20 protein-coding genes are annotated in these 22,669 nt (G+C 65.9%); 5 read left to right on the plus strand and 15 right to left on the minus strand.

Features of this window, described 5'->3' with window-relative positions; translation table 11 throughout:
• Positions 1-14: 14 nt before the first annotated feature.
• The gene (locus tag BUF17_RS10580; protein WP_139282519.1) at positions 15-1,496 is read left to right on the plus strand and encodes an NAD-dependent succinate-semialdehyde dehydrogenase; all 1,482 of its coding nucleotides are present in this window, start codon (positions 15-17) and stop codon (positions 1,494-1,496) included.
• A gap of 182 nt (positions 1,497-1,678) precedes the next feature.
• On the opposite strand, the gene BUF17_RS10585 is transcribed toward BUF17_RS10580, so the two are convergent.
• From BUF17_RS10585 to BUF17_RS10625, 9 genes are all read right to left on the minus strand, one after another.
• Complete coding sequence (locus BUF17_RS10585) at positions 1,679-2,554, minus strand: N-acyl homoserine lactonase family protein (protein WP_073628464.1); 876 nt, start codon at positions 2,552-2,554, stop codon at positions 1,679-1,681.
• Entirely contained in the window at positions 2,526-3,029 is a 504-nt protein-coding gene (locus tag BUF17_RS10590) for a hypothetical protein (protein ID WP_139282495.1), read from the minus strand. Before BUF17_RS10590 ends, BUF17_RS10585 begins: the two co-directional genes overlap by 29 nt.
• Positions 3,026-4,672, minus strand: coding sequence for a GMC family oxidoreductase (locus BUF17_RS10595; RefSeq protein ID WP_073628468.1), 1,647 nt, complete (start codon positions 4,670-4,672; stop codon positions 3,026-3,028). The genes BUF17_RS10590 and BUF17_RS10595 overlap by 4 nt, the downstream gene beginning before the upstream one ends.
• A gap of 233 nt (positions 4,673-4,905) precedes the next feature.
• Entirely contained in the window at positions 4,906-5,961 is a 1,056-nt protein-coding gene (locus BUF17_RS10600; protein ID WP_073628470.1) for an NAD(P)-dependent alcohol dehydrogenase, read from the minus strand.
• 911 nt (positions 5,962-6,872) lie between these two features.
• Positions 6,873-7,919 carry a LacI family DNA-binding transcriptional regulator gene (locus BUF17_RS10605; RefSeq protein ID WP_073628472.1) on the minus strand — a complete coding sequence of 349 codons (1,047 nt, stop codon included), beginning with the start codon at positions 7,917-7,919 and terminating at the stop codon, positions 6,873-6,875.
• Between the two features lie 14 nt (positions 7,920-7,933).
• Positions 7,934-8,743 (minus strand): ABC transporter permease, encoded by an 810-nt coding sequence (locus BUF17_RS10610; protein WP_073629214.1) that lies wholly within the window; start codon positions 8,741-8,743, stop codon positions 7,934-7,936.
• A 38-nt stretch (positions 8,744-8,781) separates the two neighbouring features.
• Entirely contained in the window at positions 8,782-9,606 is an 825-nt protein-coding gene (locus BUF17_RS10615) for an ABC transporter permease (RefSeq protein WP_073628474.1), read from the minus strand.
• A 201-nt stretch (positions 9,607-9,807) separates the two neighbouring features.
• Positions 9,808-10,968 (minus strand): ABC transporter substrate-binding protein, encoded by a 1,161-nt coding sequence (locus BUF17_RS10620; RefSeq protein ID WP_084564463.1) that lies wholly within the window; start codon positions 10,966-10,968, stop codon positions 9,808-9,810.
• 59 nt (positions 10,969-11,027) lie between these two features.
• Positions 11,028-12,512, minus strand: coding sequence for an ABC transporter ATP-binding protein (locus tag BUF17_RS10625; protein WP_342185937.1), 1,485 nt, complete (start codon positions 12,510-12,512; stop codon positions 11,028-11,030).
• Between BUF17_RS10625 and BUF17_RS10630 the strand changes: the two genes are divergently transcribed.
• Positions 12,480-13,733 (plus strand): NAD(P)/FAD-dependent oxidoreductase, encoded by a 1,254-nt coding sequence (locus BUF17_RS10630; protein WP_139282496.1) that lies wholly within the window; start codon positions 12,480-12,482, stop codon positions 13,731-13,733. The two genes, BUF17_RS10625 and BUF17_RS10630, sit on opposite strands and share 33 nt — an antisense overlap.
• Before the next feature lie 72 nt (positions 13,734-13,805).
• Here BUF17_RS10630 and BUF17_RS10635 read toward each other — a convergent pair whose 3' ends face one another.
• Positions 13,806-14,234, minus strand: a complete 429-nt coding sequence (locus tag BUF17_RS10635; protein ID WP_073628480.1) for a VOC family protein — start codon at positions 14,232-14,234, stop codon at positions 13,806-13,808.
• Positions 14,235-14,381: 147 nt separating this feature from the next.
• Between BUF17_RS10635 and BUF17_RS10640 the strand changes: the two genes are divergently transcribed.
• Positions 14,382-15,287 carry a LysR substrate-binding domain-containing protein gene (locus BUF17_RS10640; RefSeq protein WP_073628482.1) on the plus strand — a complete coding sequence of 302 codons (906 nt, stop codon included), beginning with the start codon at positions 14,382-14,384 and terminating at the stop codon, positions 15,285-15,287.
• 97 nt (positions 15,288-15,384) lie between these two features.
• On the opposite strand, the gene BUF17_RS10645 is transcribed toward BUF17_RS10640, so the two are convergent.
• From BUF17_RS10645 to BUF17_RS10665, 5 genes are all read right to left on the minus strand, one after another.
• Positions 15,385-16,263, minus strand: a complete 879-nt coding sequence (locus tag BUF17_RS10645) for a carbohydrate ABC transporter permease (RefSeq protein ID WP_073628484.1) — start codon at positions 16,261-16,263, stop codon at positions 15,385-15,387.
• A 123-nt stretch (positions 16,264-16,386) separates the two neighbouring features.
• On the minus strand, positions 16,387-17,664 hold the full coding sequence (locus BUF17_RS10650; protein WP_073628486.1) for an extracellular solute-binding protein: 1,278 nt from the start codon (positions 17,662-17,664) through the stop codon (positions 16,387-16,389).
• Positions 17,665-17,737: 73 nt separating this feature from the next.
• The gene (locus tag BUF17_RS10655; RefSeq protein ID WP_073628488.1) at positions 17,738-18,535 is read right to left on the minus strand and encodes a carbohydrate ABC transporter permease; all 798 of its coding nucleotides are present in this window, start codon (positions 18,533-18,535) and stop codon (positions 17,738-17,740) included.
• Between the two features lie 22 nt (positions 18,536-18,557).
• Positions 18,558-19,691, minus strand: coding sequence for an ABC transporter ATP-binding protein (locus BUF17_RS10660; protein ID WP_073628490.1), 1,134 nt, complete (start codon positions 19,689-19,691; stop codon positions 18,558-18,560).
• Positions 19,692-19,991: 300 nt separating this feature from the next.
• Positions 19,992-20,792: an SDR family NAD(P)-dependent oxidoreductase gene (locus BUF17_RS10665; RefSeq protein WP_073628492.1), complete on the minus strand. Its 801-nt coding sequence runs from the start codon at positions 20,790-20,792 to the stop codon at positions 19,992-19,994.
• A gap of 146 nt (positions 20,793-20,938) precedes the next feature.
• Here BUF17_RS10665 and BUF17_RS10670 point away from each other — a divergent pair, with 146 nt between their 5' ends.
• On the plus strand, positions 20,939-21,790 hold the full coding sequence (locus BUF17_RS10670) for a DeoR/GlpR family DNA-binding transcription regulator (protein WP_073628494.1): 852 nt from the start codon (positions 20,939-20,941) through the stop codon (positions 21,788-21,790).
• Positions 21,791-21,867: 77 nt separating this feature from the next.
• On the plus strand, positions 21,868-22,668 hold the full coding sequence (locus BUF17_RS10675) for a BtpA/SgcQ family protein (RefSeq protein ID WP_073628496.1): 801 nt from the start codon (positions 21,868-21,870) through the stop codon (positions 22,666-22,668).
• Position 22,669: the final 1 nt, after the last annotated feature.

Genomic DNA, 22,669 nt, shown 5'->3' on the forward strand with positions numbered 1-22,669 from the left:
ACACCGCCGTGACTGTGCTCGCCACCCGATCCTTGCTCGACCGCCTGTCCGATCGCACTTTGCTGCGGGATCAGGCGTTCTACGGCGGTGAATGGCGCGATGCCGGAAACGGGGCGCAATTCGATGTCACCAATCCCTCGACCGGCGAAGTGTTGGCGCGCGTCGCCGATACCGGGCTTGAAGACATCCGCCGTGCGATCGATCTCGCGGAGGCGGCGCAGAAGGACTGGGCCGCGGCCACGGGCAAGGAACGCGCCGCAGTGCTGCGCCGCTTCTTCGATCTGGTGATGGCGAATATCGACGATCTCGCCGTGATCCTCACAGCGGAGATGGGAAAGCCGCTTTCCGAGGCGAGAGGCGAGATCGCCTATGGCGCGTCCTATCTCGAATGGTTCGGCGAGGAAGCCAAGCGCGTCTACGGCGATACCATTCCGGGTCACCAGCGCGACAAACGCATCGTCGTCGTGAAGCAGCCCGTTGGTGTCGTCGCGGCGATCACGCCCTGGAACTTCCCGTCCGCGATGCCGTGCCGCAAGTTCGCGCCGGCGCTCGCCGCCGGTTGTGCCATCGTGTTCAAGCCCGCGATGGAAACCCCGCTTTCGGCTCTGGCGCTGGCTCATCTCGGCGAGCAGGCCGGCCTGCCGAAGGGGGTTCTCAGCGTGCTGCCGACATCGCGGTCCCGCGTGTTCGGCGACGAGGTCTGCTCCAACCCGATCGTGAAGAAGCTGACCTTTACGGGCTCGACGGAGGTCGGCCGCACCCTGATGGCCCAGGGCGCGCAGAAGATCATGAAGCTCAGCCTGGAACTCGGCGGCAATGCCCCCTTCATCGTGTTCGATGACGCCGATCTGGACGAGGCGGTTCAGGGCGCCATGATCTCGAAGTTCCGCAACAACGGCCAGACCTGCGTCTGCGCCAATCGAATCTACGCGCAAGCCGGCATCTACGACGCCTTCATCGAGAAGCTGTCGGCCGCGGTCGAGACGCTCAAGGTCGGTGACGGCTTCGACCCCGACACCGCGCTTGGTCCGCTCATCAGCACGCGGGCGAAAGCCAAGCTCGACGACCATATCGCCGATGCGCTGTCGCTCGGCGCCGAGATCGTCGTCGGTGGCGAAGGCCATGAACTCGGTGGCACCTTCGTTCGTCCGACGGTGCTGAAGGGTGTGACCCCGGCCATGAAGGTGGCGCGGGAGGAGACGTTCGCGCCGCTTGCCCCTGTGTTCCGCTTCGAGACGGAAGAGCAGGTCGTCGCCATGGCCAACGATACCGAGTTCGGCCTCGCGGCCTATTTCTACGCCCGCGATATCGCGCAGGTCTGGCGCGTGGCGGAACAGCTCGAATACGGCATGGTCGGCATCAACACGGGCCTGATCTCGACGGAAGTTGCGCCGTTCGGCGGGGTGAAGCAGTCCGGATTCGGCCGCGAGGGTTCGAAATACGGCCTCGATGACTTCCTGTCGCTCAAATATCTCTGCATGGGCGGCGTGCGCTGAGCTTTGCTTCTCGGTCCGGATATCTGCTGTCCCGGACCGCCCGCCAATTCCCCGACTTGTGACTTCGCCGGCCGGACGACCATCCGGCGGGCCTTCCTGCATGTACCCGGAAAATGCAAACGCGGCGCAGCCGGGAAGGCCACGCCGCGCACATGTCGAGCGGGCCGAGGCCCGCGTTTCGATCAGATCCGGGTCGCCTCGCCTTCGGCCAGCGCCACCTCCACGATGTAATGCCCGCGCCCGGTAGTGCGGGACGGATAGACCTCCGCCATCGCGCCCTCGTGCGGGATCAGCACGCGCTTCATGTCGCCCGCGACCTCCTTCAGGATGCGATCCGTGGCGAAGATGATGGTGGTGTAGTTGCCGAAGGAAAGGCCGTTCGGCAGGATCTTCGGATCGCTGGGATCGCCGCCGTGGAAGTTCTCGAATCGGTAGATCAGGTCGCCGGTATAGACATAGCGGTCGTCGCTCGCGGCCTGTCCGTCGTTGCGGATGATGATGTACTGCGAGCCGACGGTATGGCTGTCGCGCACCAGACGGACGTCGATGCCCGGCAGCACGTTGTCCTGATCGCCGTCGATGCCGATCATGCGGCCCTCACGGGCAAGCTGGACCGCGTAGATGATGTCGCCGGGATCGGTCGCGCCCATCAGCCAGCGGAACTTGCGGTCCATGGCCATGACCTCGACCCAGCCGGCGAGTTCCGAGCTCTGGATCATGAACTTGGCGTTGGGGAACAGCTCAAGCCCGCCCATATGGTCGAAATGGGCATGAGAGAGGATCACGTAGTCGATCTCTTCCGGCGTCACGCCGACTTCCGCCAGCACGTCCCGGGGGCTCGCCCAGTTCGACACGTTGTAGCGCTCGACGAACTCCAGGCCGTGCGAGGCCGCGTTCAATCCGCAATCGAGCAGGATGGTATGCTCGCGGCTCTTCAGCAGCGTGTAGGCATAGGGCAGCTTCTCGACGCCGACATTATGGCGTCCGAAGATCAGCGAACTGGTCGCCGCATCGGGCACGCAGGCAAATTCAAGAATCCAGATCGAATAGTCCGACATGCGTTCCTCCCAGGTCGGTCGTGGTGGGTTCCTGCCGGTGCATCGCGCAGCAGGATCGTTTGAAATCGATGGTCTCGAAGCCCGGTAACGCCCGGGATGCGGCCTCCATGTCCGCCCACGCGGCGCGAAGCGGCGGCAGCGGATCGGGCGCGCCGAACCTTCCTGCACGCTCGGCGTCGGCAGCCGCGAAAGCGGCTTCGAGCCGGTCGATGGCACGGCTCAGGTGATGGTGGAAGTGAAGCGCGAGCCCGCTCGGCACGAGGCGGGCGTGGTGCTCCCGCGCCTCGGCGAGCCGGGCATGGGCCGCCTCCCGGCTCGGGAGGTCGAGCAGGTGGCGGGAGCGGCCGAGTTCGGCCGTGATCAGCAGCCCGGCAAGCCGCGTCGCCGCCTCCTGCGCCGCCTCGAAGGCGGGCTGGGCAGCGATCACGTACCGGCGGGACGCCTCGTCGTGGCGCAGCGAGACCATCGCGTTCACGCCGCGCGCGAGTCGGCCGAGGCGGCGCGGCCGAGGATCATGTCTGCGGCCTTTTCCGCGATCATCAGCGTCGAGGCATTGGTGTTTGCCGATGGCATGGACGGCATGATCGAGGCATCGGCAACCCGCAGCCCCTCGATGCCATGCACGCGAAGCTCATGGTCCACCACCGTGCCGGGCTGATCGGCCGGGCCCATCCGCGCCGTGCCGATCATGTGATAGACCGTCGTGCCTTTCTGCCGCGCGAAGGCCAGAAGTTCGTCGTCGCTCTCCAGATCGGGCGTCGGGGAGGTTTCGGCATCCATGTACTTCGCCAGCGGCGATGCCCGGAACAGCCGACGCGCGAGCCTCATGCCGCCGAGCAGGGAACGCCGGTCGGTTTCGTGGGTCAGGTAGTTCGGCTGGATCAGCGGCGGTTCGAACGGATCGCGGCTCTTGACGTGGGCGAAGCCGAGGCTCTCCGGCCGTTCCTGCCAGACGCCGAGGGTCAGGCCCGGGTGCTTGTCGAGAAGTCCGACCACGCCCTCGCGGAAGCTCGCCGGAGCGCAGGCGAATTCGAGATCGGGGCGGTCGAGCGAGGGGTCGGATTTCCAGAAGATGTGGACGAGCGACGGGCTGATGGCGAGCGGGCTCGGCAGACCGAGCAGCCAGCGCATCACCTGGATCGAGAGCGCCGGGCCCTGCACCAGGTTGTTGATCGTCTTGATGCCCTTGATCCGCGAGACCATCCGCACCGCGTAGTGGTCGCGCAGGTTGTTGCCGACCCCTGGCAACGCATGGCGCACGTCGATGCCGGCCCGCTGCAGCACGTCACCCGGCCCGATGCCGGACAGTTGCAGCAGCTTCGGCGTGTTGAGGGCTCCGGCCGCGATAATGACCTCGCTGCGCGCGGAGACGGACTTTCGCACCCCGCCACGGCCACCCTCGATATAGTCCACGCCCGCCGCGCGCCGGCCTTCGAACACGATGCCGGTTGTCTGGCAATTGGTGCGCACCGACACGTTCGGGCGCTTCATTGCCTTGGAGAGGAACGCGCGGGCGGCGCTGATCCGCTTGCCCCTGTGAATGGTGCGCTGGAAGTAGCCGGCGCCGTCCTGCCGTGCGGCGTTGTGGTCGGGATTGCGCGGAATGCCGATCGCGACCGCGGCTTCCACCAGCGCCTCGCTGACGGGGTGATGCCAGTCGAGGTCCGAGATCGGCAACTCTCCCGCGGTCCCGCGATAGCGGCTGTCCGGGGATCCAAGACGTCGCTCGGATCGCTTGAAATAGGGCAGTACATCCGCATAGGACCAGCCGGGATTGCCGGCCTTCGCCCAGTTGTCGTAGTCGACTGCCTGTCCGCGGACGTAGTTCAGGCCGTTGATCGAGCTTGATCCGCCGAGCACACGGCCCTGGGGCAGAGAGAACGAGCGGTTATCCACGCCCGGGCCGGGCTCGGAGACGAAGTTCCACGTCAGCGTCTTCGAATAGATGTTCTTGATATAGCCCGCGGGAATGTGGATCAGCGGGTTGGTGTCTTTCGGGCCCGCCTCCAGCACGCACACCGAATGACCGGCGGCGCTGATCCGCTCGGCCAGCACGCATCCCGCGGTTCCGGCCCCGACGATGATGTAGTCGAACTGTTCTTTTTGCGCGGCAGACATCACCACTGCCTCCTCCCTTATTCTTCTCCCATCGGCATAGCCGTAAACTGATTGTATGACAATCAGTTTTTATGACGCGGATTGGATGGTGGGAGAGGAGTGGCTCGCCGCCGATCTCCCGGGCAGCAGTGATCCCGGTAGGAACATAGGAGTCGGAGAGGGTGGCCGCAAAATACAAACGGGGCGGCGCACCGGATGCGCCGCCCCGCTCGAAGTCTTCGCGTGATGGAAGATCAGGCTGCCTGTTTCAGCGACTGCATGTCGATCACGAAGCGGTACTTCACGTCGCTCTTCAGCATGCGGGTATAGGCCGTTTCGATCTCCTGGATCGGAATGATCTCGATGTCGGAGGTGATGCCGTGCTTGCCGCAGAAATCGAGCATCTCCTGGGTTTCGGCGATACCGCCGATCAGCGAGCCCGAGAAGTTGCGGCGTTTCCAGACCAGGCTGAGCACATAGACCGGCAGCGGTTCTTCCGGCACGCCGACCTGCACCAGCGTGCCGTCGCGCTTGACGAGGCCGAGATAGAGATTGATGTCGTGCTTCGCGGCGACCGCGTCGATGATGAGGTCGAAGCTCTCCGCGTGCGCCGAAACGGCGTCTGGATCGGTCGAAAGCACCACCTCGTCGGCGCCGAGCCGCTTGCCGTCCTCCACCTTGCTCTTGGAGGTGGTGAACAGCACGACATGGGCACCCATGGCGTGGGCGAGCTTCACCGCCATATGGCCGAGGCCGCCGAGGCCGACAACCCCGATCTTCTTGCCGGGACCGGCGTTCCAGCGGCGGAGCGGCGAGTAGGTGGTGATGCCGGCGCAGAGCAGCGGTGCCGCGGCGGCGAGATCAAGGTTGTCGGGGACCTTCAGCACAAAGTCCTCCGTCACGACGATATGGTCGGAATAGCCGCCGAAGGTCATGCCGCCGCTGATCTTGTCGGGGCTGTTGTAGGTGCCGGTGAAGACGTTGTCGCAATATTGCTCGAGACCTTCGCGGCAGCTTGGGCAGGTGCGACAGGAAGCGACCATGCAGCCGACGGCCGCGATGTCGCCGACCTTGAAGCGGGACACCTCGCTGCCGACGGCCGAAACCCGGCCGATGATCTCATGGCCCGGCAGGGCCGGGTAGACGGTGTTCTTCCACTCGTTGCGCACGGTGTGCAGGTCGGAATGGCAGACGCCGCAATAGAGGATTTCGATGGCGACGTCGGACGGACCCGGATCGCGGCGCTCGAATGAGAACGGGGCAAGGGGCGTTTCGGCGGACGATGCCGCGTAACCAGTGCATGTGAACATCGCAATGTCCTCTCTTGAACGACCGGACCGTCGAGGCTCCGGACAGGTTTTATCGCCAGTGTGCGGCGCCGGCGCAATTTTCAGATCAGATGCTTCGTCTGATCGACAGGAAATCGCGCCGGATTCGGGCCTTTCCAGCACATCGTGAACATTCAGATCGCGTCGATCCGCTTTGTATCTGCTGAATGGCGGTCGTACGGTCAGCTTAGGAACTGCCGCCTCATCCAGCCTCCGCGCGGGCGGTGCCCGTTGGACGGACGCGGGATATCGCGAATGCGCGACGGCGCTCCGGCATCGCCGGCTGGAGCGCTTTCCAATCGGATGGACACATCCGGCCGACGGGAATCGCTCCAGACTCAATGGCCTCAGCATATCCTCGCCGTTCAGATGGGTTCGATCTGAATGGGATATGTTTGGCACCTGCTTTTGGCCGTAGATCCGCTGCGTCGCCGGGCTGACCGCATCGAAGCCGTCGTATGGAGCAAGGCCGTGCCATCGGCAACGCGGTCACCCTCATCCGAAGCGTGAGCAGAAAACAACAAATCCGAAGACTAGAGCGCTTTCCGATCTGATGGAGTCATCAGATCGACCAGAAATCGCTCCAGATTCAAAGGGTTGAGCATATCCTTGCCGTTCAGATCGGTTCAATCTGAACGGGATATGCTCTAGGTCTCGGTCGGAATGCCATAGACAAGACGATCCGGCCTCATGCTCCTTGCGAAGCTCCGGTCAAAGCGTTCCTGAATGGCGAGAAGATGTCTACTCTCGATGAGAGTGAAGAAAGCTGACTATGGGGAGTGTCAGCGGAATATCGCGTGACACGTCTATATTGCATGTAATACGGACGATTGTCAAGCTTGCTTGCGGTCGAGGGCACGGGCCGGCACACGCACCGCGGCCGGCGCGTGCCATCATGGCGTGCTCTTATCGTCCTCAAGCGGTTCCATGCTGTCGCGCACCACGAGTGGAGGCGCGATCGTTTCGATCGCCGGCGGCGCGTCCGGCGTCGACTGGCGTCGATCGATCAGCGCCATCGCACGGGCGGCCGTGGCCGCCGGGTCCTGGCGGAACGTGGTAAGTCGGTACGAATCCCACGCAGCCTCGGGGATGTCGTCGAAGCCGATCACCGCAAGGTCGCGCGGAATCTGCCGCCCGTAGCCAAGGCGGGCCGCGTCCATGACACCGAACGCGGTGAGATCGTTGACGCAGAACACGGCCTGCGGCGGCGGAGCACGCGAGAACAGCTGCCGCGCGGCGGCCTGCCCGCCGGCATAGTCCGCATCGCTGCCGTGTGCGACGACGATCTCCGTGCCGAGGAGGGTAGCTTCCTGCACGAACGCGCGTTCGCGCTCGGCCAGCGCCGGCGTTCCGGAGGCCGAGCCAGCGACAGCAAGGCGCTTCAGCCCGCGGCCGACGAACAGGCGCGCCGCGTGGCGGGCCGCGCCTTCGTTGTCGGTGCGAACGTGGTCGCAACCGGGATCGGAACGCCCGATGACGACGAGCGGCTGGCCGTTGCGCTGGGCCTGCTCCACGAACGAAGACGGTGGCGAGCCCGACAGCACGATGACCGCCTCGGCGCGATGGCCGAACAGTGTGCGGTGTGCGGCCTCCATCTCCGCTTCGCTGCGGCCCGTATTGATGACGACCGGAACGCTGCCACGGGCGATGGCGGCGGCGGTCAGCGCCGCCACGAGATGGGCGCGGAACCCGACTTCGGGGCCCGTCACGACGAGCCCGACGAGGCGGCTGCGGTTGGCGAGCAGGCCGCGAGCGAGGTCGTTGACCTGGTAGCCAAGCTCCTCGGCGGCGCGCATCACCTTCGCGCGGGTCTCGGCCGCGATGCTCGCGCCCGGCGTGAACGCTCGCGACACCGCCGAGCGCGACACGCCGGCGCGTTCAGCCACCTGCCTCGCGCTGGCGAAGCCCGGTCCTCCGGGCAGCGTGTCGTCATGGGTCATGGATGCCGCATTCTCTATTTGCCGACCTTCGACAGCACGTCGGCTTTCAGGAACCGCTCCACCACCAGCATGAAGGCGACGGAGGGAACGAGCAGAAGCAGGGCGGTTATCGAAGCGATCTGGTAGTTGCCGCCGCTGCTCGCCGAGTAGAGCAGCAACGGCAGGAGATTCACGTCCGGCGCGCCGACGAAGTAGCTGCCGGTGAATTCGTCGAGGGATTCGAGGAATACGAAGATCGCGCTCGCAAGCAGGCCTGGGGCGGCAAGCGGCAGGGTCACGTCCCGGAACGCCTGCAGTGCGGTTGCCCCTACCGAACGGGCAGCCTGTTCGAGTTCCGCATCGACGCTCGCGAACGCCGCCGTCGCAATCCAGACGGCATAGACAAGGCCGTGGGTGGTGTGGACGAGCACCACGCCCGGCACGGTGCCATTGAGCCCGACCTGATAGAACAGGCGCGCGATATTGACGTAGACGGGGAGATTGGGGAACGCCTGAGGAATGAGGAAGGCCAGCAGGATGACGCCTCGAAGCGACAGTTTCAGGCGCGCCAGCGCGAACCCGGCCGGAATGGCGAAGGCGAGCGACAGCGCGACCGTCAGGAGCGCGACGAAGATGCTGGTCGTCAGCGCGTCGATCGCGTTGCCGCGCGGCGCGAACACCCGCGCCCAATAGCTGAAGCCGTATTGCGCGGGCAGCGCATGAGGAAAATACCAGCGCTCGGCGACGGTCCACAGCACGAGGTTGACCAGCGGGCCGAACACCACGAAGGCGAGCAACCCCAGCACGACGCCGCGCGGCACCCACCAGAGATCGATCCGGGGCATGGCGTGGACGCTGGGCGAGGTCAGCGCCGAGAACATCGTCATCGCCGGTCCGCCACGCCCTGCCGGAGGTAGATGTAGGCAGCAACGCCGGTGATCGCGAGCGAGATCAGCCCGAGGGCATTGGCGACGCCGTAGTCGCGATAGGCGTTGATGCGGAACGCAATGTCGGCCGTGATCATGGTCGGCGACTGGGCGTTGATCATCAGTGGTACAGACAGCACCGACATCATGGTGACGAAGGACAGCACGAGCCCGACCATGAGCGTCGGGGCCGCCTGCGGAACCACGATCTCGAACAAGAGCCTCAGCCGCCGCGCGCCGAGATTGCGTGCTGCCTCAATGGTGGCGCGGTCGATGGAGGCCATCGCGCCCGCCACCATCAGCGCGACGAACGGTGTCTGCTTCCAGACGAAGGCGACGACGATGCCACGCCAGTCGAGCAGGCTTGTTGCCGACGCCGGGTCGAGCAGGCCGGTTGCGACCAGGGTGTTGTTCATCAGGCCGTTCTTGGCAAGGAAGGTGCGCAGCACCTGCGCCGTGACGATGAAGGGGATGAACATCGGCCAGCGGTAAATGAAACGCAGCATCGCCTGGGCCCGAGGGTTCCGGCCGAGCGTGAAATAACCACCGATTGCGATGGAGAAGATGCCGATCAGCGCAGTCGACAGGCCCACGATCACGACCGTGAAGATCATGTCATGGCTGTAGAGCGCGAAGGCCTTCACGAGATTATCGAAGCCGGGCCCCGCGGCCGTTTCGAACACCCCGACGATCGAAGCCGTCAGCGGCACCATGAAGAACAGCACGATCATGAGCAGCGCCGGTGCGACCAGCGCCAGGCCTGCCAGATGGGAACGGGTCATCGCTTCGGACTTTGCTTTCGGGAGCATGACGCTAGAGCATGACCCGTTCAGATCGACCCGATCTGAACGACAAGGATATGCTCAAGCTTTTGAATTTGGAGCGATTTCTTGTCGACCGGATGATTCCATCCGATTGGAAAGCGCTCTGAGCGGAGCCGCACGCGGGGCGCGGCTCCGTCTTGGCGGAAGGGCGTCGTGGCTTTACTGGGCGGCCTGCCGCTCGTAGGCTTCCAGGATCGCATTGTTGTACGGTGCGATCGGGAACGGCTTGCCGTACTTCGCGAGATCTTCGGGCGAGATGTCGGTGAACAGCTTGTTCCAGGTGGCCTCGTCGAGCTCCGGCTTGACGTATTTCGCATCGATGCCCGGATACCAGTTGAAGCGCTTCACGATGCCTTCGGCCTGCACCTTCGGGCTGGTGGCGAGCTCGACGAACTTGCGCGCCAATTCGCCGTTCGGCGCCTTGGCCGGGATCACATAGTGCATCGGCTGGCCGGGCATGCCGGGGGCGGGCAGCACCAGCTTCAGCTCCGGCGGCAGGCGGCCATCGGCTTTCCAGGAATAGAACATGTCGACCCAGACCGGCCCGATGGCGATCTCGCCGCGGCTCAGCATGTCGAGCGTGCCGGCGTTACCGGGCGTGAGCGTCGCGTTTTCGGTGAATGCGCGCAGGCTCTCGAATGCCTTGTCCCACGTCTTGGTCTCGGCCTCGTCGAACGGCCCGTTCATCAGCTTCTCGGCATCGCCGCCGCCGAAGGCATAGACCCAGCCCATGACGAAGCTGACGCCCGACGCGCCGCCCTTGATGCCGTTGTAGCCGAACTGCTTGGGATGGGCCTTGGCCCACTCCACCAGCTCGGCATAGCTCTTCGGCGGGTTCGGCACGAGCGCGGGATTGTAGGCGAAGGCGGTCTGGCTGTTGAACATCGGCATGACGTAGCCGTGGACGTTGGTCCCGAGCGCCATGTCGGCGTTCGACCGGGTCACGAGCTTGCCGGTGGAGATGTCGTCGCGGTACTTGGCGAGGTAGCCCTCCTTCACCATCGGCCCGACGAACTTCTCGTGTACCACCGCGACATCTGTGTCCCAGGTCTCGCTGCCGGCCTTGGACTGCGCCTCGAAGCGCTCGAGGATCTTCTGCGAGCCGGCATCGCCCGGGCCGGTGCCGACAACGCGCACGGTCGTCCCCGGGTTCTGCTGCTCGAACAGCGGGCCGAGATAGTCGTTGACGTAATCGACCATGTTCTGGTCGCCGGCCGTGATCACGGTGAGTTCCGCGGCGTCGGCATCGGATGCCGCAACGCCGAGGACGAGCGCGGAACAGAGCAGGCCCGTCGTCAGGTTGGCGATGAGCGTCTTCATCGATCGGTCTCCTGTGCGGAAGAACTTACGAGGCGATAGGGGGCGTCGGGGCCGCCCGTTCACGCGGCGGCCATGGGCCGGTGGCGGTTCGGCGGAGATGCGGCGCCTGAGGCGGCGAACAGAAACAGGTTCTCGGGCGGAACGAACACGCGCACCGTCTCTCCCGCGCTGAACGGCTGGGGCGCATCGACCTCGACGGCCTCGCCGCCGATCGCGATGCGATGCCGCCACGCGCCGCCGGGATAGCCGACCGAGAGGACGGTGCCGGTCAGTTGAAGGCCCTGCGCAGGCTGCTGCGTATGACCCGAAGTGGCGGCGAGCGCGGCCCCGCCGGCGCGGAAGCGCGCCTCGAGCGGCCCGTTGAGCGGTGCTCTGCCGGCAAGAGCGACGACGCTGGCGGGATTGGCCGCTCCCGGCTCGATCGTCACCAGGTCGGTCTCTGTCCGCCCGGATAGACGCACGCTGTTCTCCGCGCCCATGAAGGCGGCGACGAACGAGGATGCTGGCGCATTGTAGACCTGCTGCGGCGAACCCTGCTGGACGATGTTTCCACCGTCCAGGATCACGATGCGGTCGGCCATCGCCATGGCCTCTTCGCGATCGTGTGTGACATGGATCGCCGTTATGCCGAGCCGTTGCTGCAGCGCGCGGATCTCGCCGCGCAATTGCACGCGGATGCGCGCATCGAGGTTCGAAAGGGGCTCGTCCAGCAGCAGGATCTTCGGATCGATGGCAAGCGCCCGGCCAAGCGCCACGCGCTGGCGCTGCCCACCGGAGAGCGCCGCCGGCTTGCGCTCGCCGAGGCCGGCAAGGCCCAGCATGTCGAGCATCTCGTCGACCCGCCGGGTAATCTCCGCGCGGCTGCGTCCCCTCAGCTTCAGGCCGTAGCCGATGTTGCGCGCGACCGTCATGTGCGGCCACAGCGCATAGGACTGGAACACCATCGCCATCCCACGCCGGTCGGGGGAGAGTGCGGTCACATCCACGCCGCCGACCGAGATGCTTCCGGCGGTTGCCGGCGTGAAGCCGGCGATGGTGCGCAGCAGCGTCGTCTTCCCGCAGCCAGAGGCGCCGAGCAGCGCCACGAACTCGCCTTGCGCCACATCGAGATCAAGACCGTGGAGGATGCGCGTGGCTCCATATCCGGCGCTTACGGTTCGAAGATGCAGGAATGAGATCATGCGCACGTCCTTGCACAGCTGTGCAATCCGGTTCGGCGTACGCATAGGCGAGGCCGTTAACGGTTTGATGACGGGGACGGCCGCGCCGCCGCCCGGTCCGCCGATCGCGCCGGCCGTTGCTCGCGACCGCCTTGGTTTCTCTCCGAATCCTGTCTTTAGAGCGCTTTCCGACCTGACGGAATCGTCAGATCGACAAGAATTCGCTCCAGATTCAAAGGGTTGAGCATATCCTTGTCGTTCAGATCGGTTCGATCTGAACGGGATATGCTCTAGGGAGTAGATTGCAGCGCGGCGCAGTGAATGGCGCCGCCAGGTCTTCGGAGAGCGTTTATGGGCAACATCGTCATCGTCGGAAGCGGTCATGCCGGCTACCAGCTCGCGGCCGCCCTGCGTCATGCCGGCAACGACGACGCCGTTTTCCTCGTCGGCGACGAGCCGCATCTGCCCTACCAGCGGCCGCCGCTATCGAAGGACTATCTGAAGACCGCGATGAAGCCTGAGGACCTGCGCTTCTGGTCGGAAGAACAGTTCGCGGAAAAGGCGATCAAGCGCATCGCCGGCGTGGCGGTCACGGCGATCGATCGTGCCGCTGGTGCCGTGTCCCTTTCGAACGGCCATCGCCTCGGCTTTGATCGTCTGGTGCTTGCAACCGGCACGCGCAATCGCGTGCTTCCCGTGCCGGGCGGCGATCGCGCCGGAATCTACAGCCTGCGCACCGTCGACGATGCCGAGCGCATCCGCGCCGCTCTGGAGAACGCGACAAGCGCGGTCGTGATCGGCGGCGGATTCATCGGACTGGAGATCGCCGCCACCATCGCGGAACGCGGTGTGCCGGTCACGGTGGTCGAGGCCGCCGGCCGCGTCATGGGCCGGGTGGTCGGAGAGGCGGTCTCGCGCCATCATGAACGGGTGCTGGGCGCGCTCGGTGTCGGCTTCCGCTTCCATGCCAAGGTTGCCGGCATCCTCGGCCCGGAGAGCCTCGGCTCGACCGGAAGGGTGGAGGCCGTCCTGCTCGGCGACGGCGAGCGGCTGGAGGCGGACATCGTGATCGTCGGCATCGGGGTGTTGCCGAACCAGGAACTTGCGGTCGCATCGGACCTCGCGGCGGGCGATGGCATTTTGGTCGATGCCGGGCTTGCGACCGCCGATCCGCGAATCTTCGCCATCGGCGATGTGGCCCGTCACCCGAGCCTCTATGCCTCTGCCCCCGTCCGCATCGAATCCGTGCAGAATGCGACCGATCAGGCCCGGCTGGTGGCGGCCCGGCTCGCCGGCAAGCCGGCCGGAGCCTACGGCGCCGTGCCGTGGTTCTGGAGCCATCAGGGCAGCCTCAAGCTCCAGATCGCCGGGCTCGGCCATGAGGCCGACGAGACCGTGCTGCGGGGCCGTCCGGAAGACGGCGCCTTCTCGGCCTTCCGCTTCCGCGCAGGCAGGCTGGTGGCGGTGGAGAGCGTGGATCGTCCGACGGATCATATGGCGGCCCGCCGTCTTCTCGCCGGCGGAACGATGCTGACACCGGGGCAGGCGGCCGACGAGAGCTTCGATCTCAAGGCACTGGCGATGGCGCGGCCGCAAACCGGCTGAGACGAAAGAAGGGCGCGCCGGCGATGCCGGACGCGCCCTCCCGAACCGCCGCGGAGGGGGGAGCTGCAGCGGTCAGGTCGCGAAAAGCTGCGACATGTCCTTGAAGGCCTTGAATTCGAGCGCGTTGCCGGCGGGGTCGAGGAAGAACATCGTGGCCTGCTCGCCGACCTGCCCCTTGAAGCGGATATAGGGCTCGATCACGAACGAGATGCCGGCAGCCTTCAGGCGCTCGGCAAGCGCTTCCCAGTCGGCCATCTCCAGCACCACGCCGAAATGCGGCACCGGCACGTCGTGCCCGTCGACCGGATTGTGGTGTGCACCTTCGGCCCCCTCGGCCTTCGGCTTGTAATGCGCCACGATCTGGTGCCCGAACAGGTCGAAGTCGATCCAGGTATCGGCGCTGCGGCCTTCGGGGCAGCCGAGCACCGTGCCGTAGAAGTGCCGCGCAGCCGGAATGTCGTCGACAGGAAAGGCGATATGAAAAGGCGTGATCTTGGCCATGGTCCGTCCGGAAGGGGTTGCGTGCTCCATCTGGAGCCTTTCGAAAGAACCGGCTTTCGCCTCGCTTGACAATCGAGTTCCTCGCCGCGATCAATGAGTTGAAATCATGGTTCTCGCGCCCGCGAACAGGGCTGAAGGCCCGGATCATTGACGAAAACCCGCCTCCCGTCGCTGAACGCGGTGCGCACCTTCGCGGTGGCCGGCCGTCATCTCAATCTCACGTCGGCGGCGGCGGAACTGGGTGTCACCCAAGGCGCGGTCAGTCGGCTCGTCCAGGCGCTCGAGGCGGATCTCGGTGTCGAACTGTTTCGCCGCAGCGGCCGCTCGGTCGTGCTGACGGCCGAAGGCGCGCGCTATCATCGCGAAGTCGCGGCCGCACTCGCCCGGATCGAGGCGGCAAGCCGGGATCTGCGGGAGAACGCGGCCGGCGCCGGTCTCGTCATCAACGCGATCCCGACGCTGGCGATGCGCTGGCTCATTCCACGACTCGGCGGCTTCCAGGCGCTTCATCCCGAGATCCCGGTCGATGTCCGTGCGGGCGACGGAGCGGTTTCCTTCGCCGACGAACCGGCCGATCTCGTCATCCGTTTCGGTGCGCCGCCGTTCGCCGGGGCGGCGTGTGCGCGGCTGATGGAGGAGGAGATGAGCGTGGTGTGCAGCCCGGCGTTCCTCCGACGGCACGGCGATCTCCGCGCGCCGGCCGCGCTGCTGCGGCACCGGCTGCTGCAGCATTCGACACGTCCCTGGGCGTGGACGGATTATCTCGCCCGGCACCGGCTGGAACTTCCTGCGGACAGTCCATTGCCGTCGTTCGAGCACTTCTTCATGCTCTCCGAAGCGGCCGCGTCCGGGCTTGGCGTGGCGCTGCTGCCGACTTTCCTGATCCGGGAGGAACTTGCGAGCGGCCGCCTCGTCGAACCGCTCGCGGACCGTCTGCGGCCGGAGCAGGCCTATTATCTGCTGTGGCGGCCGGGCAGCGAGCGCCGCCGCCCGGTGCGCGTCTTCAAGACCTGGCTGCTGAAGCAGGCCGCGCAGGACGCCGAGACGACTTAGGTCCGACACATGGCCCCGTGTGTCGATCCGGTCTGAGCAGATGACGCTTAAGCTGGTGATCTTCCAGCGAGAGCCGCAATCTAGCGTGAGGGCCGGCTCAGGACTTGCGCTCGAGGAGTGCGAAGAAGGCGACCGTCATGCCGAGCACGATCACGAGCAGCACGAACGCCGCCGCGGCGCCTTCGTTGAGCGACAGGCCGAGGAAGGCGCGGCGATAGGCGAAGAAGCTCAGCACTTCCGTCGAGGTGCCGGGGCCGCCCTTGGTCAGCACGTAGGGCAGGTCGTAGGTGCGGAATTCGTTGATGAGCTGGATGATGACGGCGATCGCGGCCACGGGGCGCAGCATGGGCAGGGTGATGAACCAGAACTGCTGAAGGCTGGTGGCGCCGTCGACTTCCGCCGCTTCGTAGGGCTCGCGCGGCAGTGCCGCGAGGCCGGCGGCGAGGATCAGCACCACGAACGAGGTCTGCTGCCAGATGTCGATTCCGGCCATGGTCCAGAGCGCGAGATCGGCGTTGCCGAGCCAGTCGATCCGCGGCAGGCCGACGGTTTCCATCAGGTGATTGGCGATGCCGAGATTGGGCTGGAGCAGCATCCGCCAGATGAGCGCGACACTCACCGGAGACATCGCCATGGGAATGGTGAGAATGGCGAAATAGACCGGCTTCATCTTCATCGTCCGGTGCAGCATCAGCGCGATGCCGAGGCCGAACAGGAACTCGCCGGCGACTGTGATGACGGAATACTTCACCGTCAGCCAGAGCGAACCCCAGAACAGCGGGTCGCTCATCACGGTCGCGAAGTTGGCGAAGCCGACCAGCGGCTGAAGCTGAGGCTTCATCAGCGTCAGCGAAGAAATCGAGATCAGGCAGGCATAGACGAGCGGGAAGCCCATCACCACGGCGAGGGTCGCGAGGCCCGGCGCGGCGAACGACCAGCCGATGCGGCGGTCCCGGTCGATGGCAAGCCTGAACATGGTGCGGTCGTTCCGTCGATGAGGGCGATGAGGGCCGGCGCGCCCGCCAGGGGGGAAGAGGGCGGGCGCGCCGGTCTCCCGCGGTCGCTGGGTGACCGCGGAAGAACTCGGCCGAAGCCGGTTTTACTTGTTCAGGAGCTGGGTCAGGCCGTCCGCGGCTGCCTGGAGCGCGGCGTCCGGTTCGGCCTGGCCGCCGGCTGCGAGCGAAAGCTGGGTGCCGAGCACGTCCTCGTACTGCGCCGAATAGGCGAAGATCGGGAACGACTTGCCGGAAGCGACGACGTCGAGAGCCGTCTCATAGAACGGGTACTTCGCGAGAACCGCCGGGTCCTTGTAGACGTCCTCGCGCACCGGGGCATGGCCCTCGAGCGCGCGGGCGACCGAGACCTTCTTGCTCTGCACCCACTCGATGAATTTCCAGGCCGCTTCCTGGCTCTCCTCGGAGGTGTTCTTCGGGATGCCCCAGCCCCAGCCGCCGCTTTCGCCATGGCCACCCGGCATCACCGACAGCGCCAGCTTGCCGGCGACCGCCGGGCACTTTTCCTTGTTGTCGAGCTGCGGCAGCATCCACCAGTAGGTGACCATGCTGAACGCCTGCCCGCTGCACATCAGCCGCATGGTGTCGTCGAGGGTCGCCGACAGCGCGCCCTGCTGGGCGGCGTGCTGGATGTTGTCGACATAGAGGCCGAGTGCGGTCTTGCCGGCATCGCTGTCGAGAACCACCTTGCGGTCCGCGCCGAGATATTCGCCGCCGGCGGAGTAGAGATAGTTCGAGAACTCCATCGCGTTCGGGTCGCCGCGCTGGCCCTGCATCGCCGCGCCGTCGACGCCGCCGTGCTCCTTCATGAACTTCGCGACGGTCACGTAATCAGCCAGCGTCTCCGGCTTGGCGAGTTCCTTGCCGGTGGCGGCCTTGAAGGCTTCCTTGAGCTTCGGATCCGCGAGCAGATCCGTGCGGTAGATCATGCCCATGGAGTAATTGTACATCGGGATCAGCGGCAGCTGGTCCTTGGTGCGGCCGAGCAGGTCGAACATCGCGGGGATGAAGGGCTTCAGGTCGAAGCCGGACTTCTCGACGAACGGGGTCAGGTCGGCCAGCCAGCCGGCCGCCGGGAATTCGCCGGCCCACAGGAAGTCGACCTCGAGCAGGTTGTAGTAGCTCTCCGGCGCCACGAGCTGGGCGACCAGCTTGTCGTGCATGTCGCCGTAGCCGATCTTCTCGAACTCGACCTTGATGCCGGTTTCCTTCTCGAAGTCCGGCAGCATCTTCTCGATGATCTGCGTCTCCGGCACGTCCTCCATCAGGGCGTGGAGGGTGATCGTCTCGGCGAACGCCGGAGAACCGGCGGTCAGCATCGTCGCCCCCAGAAGGGCGGCAAGCGCGGTGCGGTGGAAGGCCATCACGTTCTCCTCTGGTTATCCGTCGGGCAGCCAGGCCCGTCGCCTGCAGTGTCGGCGGCCGTGTGTCGTCCCATTATTTGACGCTGCCGAAAGTAAGCCCCTGGACGATGAAGCGCTGGATGAAGCGCGATGCCACCACCAGGGGAAGGATTGCGAGCACCACGCCGGCCGAGACCTTGGCGATCTGCACGCCGTTCGAGGTCTGCAACGCCGCGAGCGCCACCGGAACCGTCGCCGTGCGCGGCCCCGTCAGCACCAGTGCGAACAGGAACTCGTTCCAGGAGAGGATGAAGCCGAGCACGCCGGCGGCGGCGATGCCGGGCAGCGAGACCGGCAGCACGATCCGCCAGAACGCGCCCCAGGGCGTTGCGCCGTCCGTCTGCGCGGCCCATTCCAGATCGACGGGAATGCCCTCGAAGAAGCCCATCAGGATCCAGGTGAGGAACGGCAGGTTGATCGCCGCGTAGGCGAGCGTCAGGCCCGGCACCGAATTCGTCAGCCCGAACACGCGGAACAGGGCGAAGGCGGGAAGCACGATGGCGACCGGCGGCAGCATCTGCGTCGCCAGCACCAGGAAGCGCGCGGTCCGCCCGCCGGTCTTGAAGCGGGCGAAGGCGTAGCCGGTCATCGCCGCGAACGGCAGCGCGACGATCACGGAACCGAGCGCCACGATCAGGCTGTTCAGGTAGTAGCTGCCGAACCGGTTGTTCGTGAACAGGTCGACATAGTTCTGCGTGGTGAACTGCGGCATCACCTCTGTCGAGTACGACATCGATTCCGGCACGAAGCTGGTGCGAAGCACCCAGAGCGGCGGCAGCAGCACCACGGCGCTGACGAGGATCAATCCGAGGTGGAGTCCGAAGCGCTTCATGGGTGCCGTCCGCCTCCTTCGCTCACTGCGCCGTCAGAGCAATCGCGGGGCGCGGCAGCACTTTGCCGCTCTCCGGGTCGAACAGGTGCATCGGCGCGAGATCGGCATAGAGCATCACCTTCGAACCGATCGGCGCGTGGAAATGGCGGCTCAGCCGGGCGGCGATCTCGACCGGCTTCTCCCCGCCGATCTGGCCGATGAGGATGTTCTCGACCCCGAGCGCCTCCATGGCGACGACGGTGAGCTCAAGCGGCTGCCAGGCCTGGTTCTGCCGCGCCTCGTGAAGGTCCTCCGGGCGCAGGCCGAAAATGATCGGTCTGCCGGCGGCGGAGCGGTAGGAAGCGGCGTGCTGGCCCGGGACCGGGAGCGTCGCGCCGTCGAGCACAACGGCAAGCGCGCCGTCGGCGTCGGCCGAGAGCGTCGCGGGCACGAGGTTCATCGGCGGGGTGGCGAGGAAACGGGCGACGAAGGTGTTCGCCGGGTTGGCATAGACGTCGAGCGGCCGTCCGACCTGCATCACCTCGCCATCGCGCATGATCACGATGCGGTCGCCCATCGTCATCGCCTCGACCTGGTCGTGGGTCACGTGAATGATGGTGCGTCCGAGCCGGCGGTGCAGCTTGACCAGTTCGAGGCGCATCTCCGCGCGCAGCTGCGCGTCGAGGTTCGACAGCGGCTCGTCCAGCAGGAAGGCTTCGGGTTCGCGGACGATCGCGCGACCGAGGGCGACGCGCTGGCGCTGGCCACCGGAAAGAGCGGCTGGCTTGCGGTCGAGATAGCTCGTCAGGCCGAGCAGGCCCGCGGCGTCGCGGATCTTGGCGTCGATCTCGCTTGCCGGGCTGCCACGCATCTTGAGACCGAACGCCATGTTCTGCCGCACCGTCATGTGCGGATAGAGAGCGTAGGACTGGAACACGACGGCGATGTTGCGGTCGCGCGGCGGAACGTGGGTCACGGGGCGGCCGCCGATGCGCAGTTCACCGGCGGTGACGCTTTCAAGGCCCGCGATCATGCGAAGCGTGGTCGACTTGCCGCAGCCCGACGGACCGAGGAAAATCACGAACTCGCCGTCGGCGATCGTCAGATCCACGTCGCGCACGCCATAGGCGCCGTTCGCGTACATCTTGGAAACGTGGTCGAGTTCGATCGACGCCATCGACAATCCCCGAAGCCGCTTCGATACGCGCGGCGGAAATGCAGTGTTCCGGCCCGTCCTGCCCCGCTCGTCCCAGCCGCTTCCGGGGGAAGCGGCGATGACGAACGATCCGGGGCGGCCCGCCCCGGCTTCGGCCCGTGCTCCGGTCCGGGCCGTTCGTTCGCCACGAGAGGGCGACCGGATGGCTGTCAGTGTATGTTCACAAAACCGAACATCGCAATACAAGAAATGATCGTTTTTGTTATTTCTTGGTTCGCGACAGGGTGAAATTTTGTGCGCCTGTGGATGGCGGCCTGCCGCTCAGGTCGTGTAGACGCCGCCGGTCACGTTCACGCCCTGGCCGGTCATGAAGCGGGCCGCGTCGGAGCACAGGAACACCACCACGTCGGCGACGTCCTCGGGCGTCTCCAGGCGTCCGAGCGGCGTCTGGGCGATGTAGTCGGAGATCACGCGCTCCGGCGTGACGCCGCGCAGCGTCGCCTCCCACTCCACTTCGCGTGATTGCATGCCGGTCTTCACGAAGCCGGGGCAAACCGCATTGACGCGGATTCCCTTGCTGGCGAGCTCGCGCGCGAACGCCTGCGTCCAGCCCAGCACGGCGAACTTCGAGGCCGAATAATGGGCGAGCAGCGGCGCGCCGATCTTCGCCGCCAGCGAGGCGGTGTTGACGATGACGCCCTTGCCTTCGGCCACGAAGTGCCGGCCGGCGATCTGATTCGCGAGGAAAATGCCGCGGGTGTTGACGTCGAAGTTGAAGTCCCACTCCTCGTCGGTCAGTTCCAGCGCATGCTGCATCGTCGAGACGCCGGCATTGGCGATCAGGATTTCGCAGCCGCCCATCAGTTTCAGAGCCTCGCCGAACGCGGCCTCGACGGACGCCCGCTTGCGCACGTCGACCTTCACCGCGACCGCGCCGCCGCCGATCTCCGCAGCCGTGCGGGCGGCCGCATCCTCGTCGATATCCGCGATCACGACGCGCACGCCCTGGCGCGCGAGTGCGGCGGAAATCGCCTTTCCGATGCCGACGGCGCCGCCGGTGACGAAGGCGCGGCGGCCGGCGAGGTCCGGGTGGAGAGCGGCGGAGGAGGCGATCGCGGTCATGGGTGTCTCCAAGGCTGAAGGTGCCAGAGGTATATCAACAAAAATCAACATATCAAACGTGATTCATGTTTGAATATGTTCGCATATCGACTATGGTCCAATCAGGCGGTCCCCACGCGGCCGTTCCGTCCAGAGGTGCCCACCGCATGCCTGCCGACGCTCATCCGGTCTCCGATTCGCCCGAAAAGGCGCCTGCAGGCGATCGCCAGCGCGTGCTCGGGCGGGTGCGCCACGAGCGCATCCTTGCGATGCTGCGCGAGGCGGGCTCCGTCACGGTCGGCGAGATCGCGGGCGAACTCGCGGTCTCGGACATGACGGTGCGCCGCGATCTCGTGGAACTGGAGAAGGCAGGCCAGCTCGAGCGCATCCACGGTGGCGCCATTGTCCGGCAGGGCGGCGCGGCGGTCGTGATGGACAGCGAGGAGCCGAGCTTCGCCGCGCGCCTGCGCCAGCGCCGCGAGGCGAAGGAACGGATCGCAGCGCTTGCAGCATCGATCGTCGGCAACCAGCGCACTATCGCGCTCGATGTCGGTACCACCACCTTCCTCCTGGCGGAGCGGCTGAAGGAGGCCCAGCACGCCAAGGTCTTCACCAACAGCCTGCGCATCGCCAACGTGCTGGCGGACGGTGGACCCGAGGTCTACGTGCCGGGCGGCCGGCTGCGCGGCGACGAGATGTCGATCTCGGGGCCGACCGCGCTCGCCCAGTTCGAGGCGCTGTGGTTCGACGTCGCCGTGCTCGGCGTTTCCGGCGTCACGGCCGCAGGGCTGTTCGACTATTCCTTCGAGGATACCGAGATGAAGCGGGTCTACCTGCGCCGCTCGGGCCTCAAGATCGTGCTGTGCGATGCTGCCAAGTTCCGGCGGATGTCGCTGGTGCAGGTTGCCGGCCTCGAAGACGTTTCGATGCTGATCACCGATGCGCCCCCGCCGCCTGACGTCGCCGCGGCTCTTGCCCAGGCGGGCGTGGAACTGCGCGTCGCTGCGTCCGAAAGCTGATCCCTTCCAAAAACGCCCGCGTCGCGGGCCGATCGCTCATGCCCCGGGTGTGGGGCGCTGTCGTCAGGAGTTGAAAGATGATTTTCGAGTTCTTCGGGTCGAAGAAGAAGGCCGTGATCGCAATGGCCCACATCGGCGCGCTGCCGGGCACGCCGCTCTATGACACGAAGGGCGGCATGTCGAAGCTCGTCGACGGCGTTCTCGCGGATGTCGAGAAGCTGCAGGCCGGCGGCGTCGATGCGATCATGTTCGGCAACGAGAACGACCGTCCCTACGTCTTCAAGGCGCCGGCGGAAGGCATCGCCGCCATGACCGCCGTCGTAGAGGCTGTGAAGCCCGCGCTCAAGGTCCCGTTCGGCGTCAACTATCTGTGGGATCCGACCGCCAGCGTCGCGATCGGCGCCTCCACCGGCGCGAAGTTCGTGCGTGAGATCTTCACCGGCCTGTTCGCGTCCGACATGGGCCTGTGGGAGCCGAACTGCGCCGCGGCCTCGCGCCTGCGCCGCAATCTCGGCCGCGAGGACATGAAGCTGCTCTTCAACATCAATGCCGAGTTTGCGCACTCGCTGGATCAGCGGCCGATCGAGCTGCGCGCCAAGAGCGCGGTGTTCTCCTCGCTCGCCGATGCGATCCTGGTGTCCGGCCCGATCACCGGCCAGCCGGCCGACCAGTCGCACCTGCGCAAGGTCGCCGAGACCGTGACCGACGTCCCGGTGTTCGCCAACACGGGCGTCAACATCGACAACGTGCGCGATGTGCTCTCGGTCGCCTCGGGCTGCGTGATCGGCACGCACTTCAAGGTCGACGGCAACACCTGGAACGCCGTGGACGCGGACCGGGTGAAGCGCTTCATGGATGTCGTGCACGGCCTGCGTTGAG

The sequence above is a fragment of the Pseudoxanthobacter soli DSM 19599 genome (genome assembly GCF_900148505.1).
GTDB lineage: Bacteria > Pseudomonadota > Alphaproteobacteria > Rhizobiales > Segnochrobactraceae > Pseudoxanthobacter > Pseudoxanthobacter soli.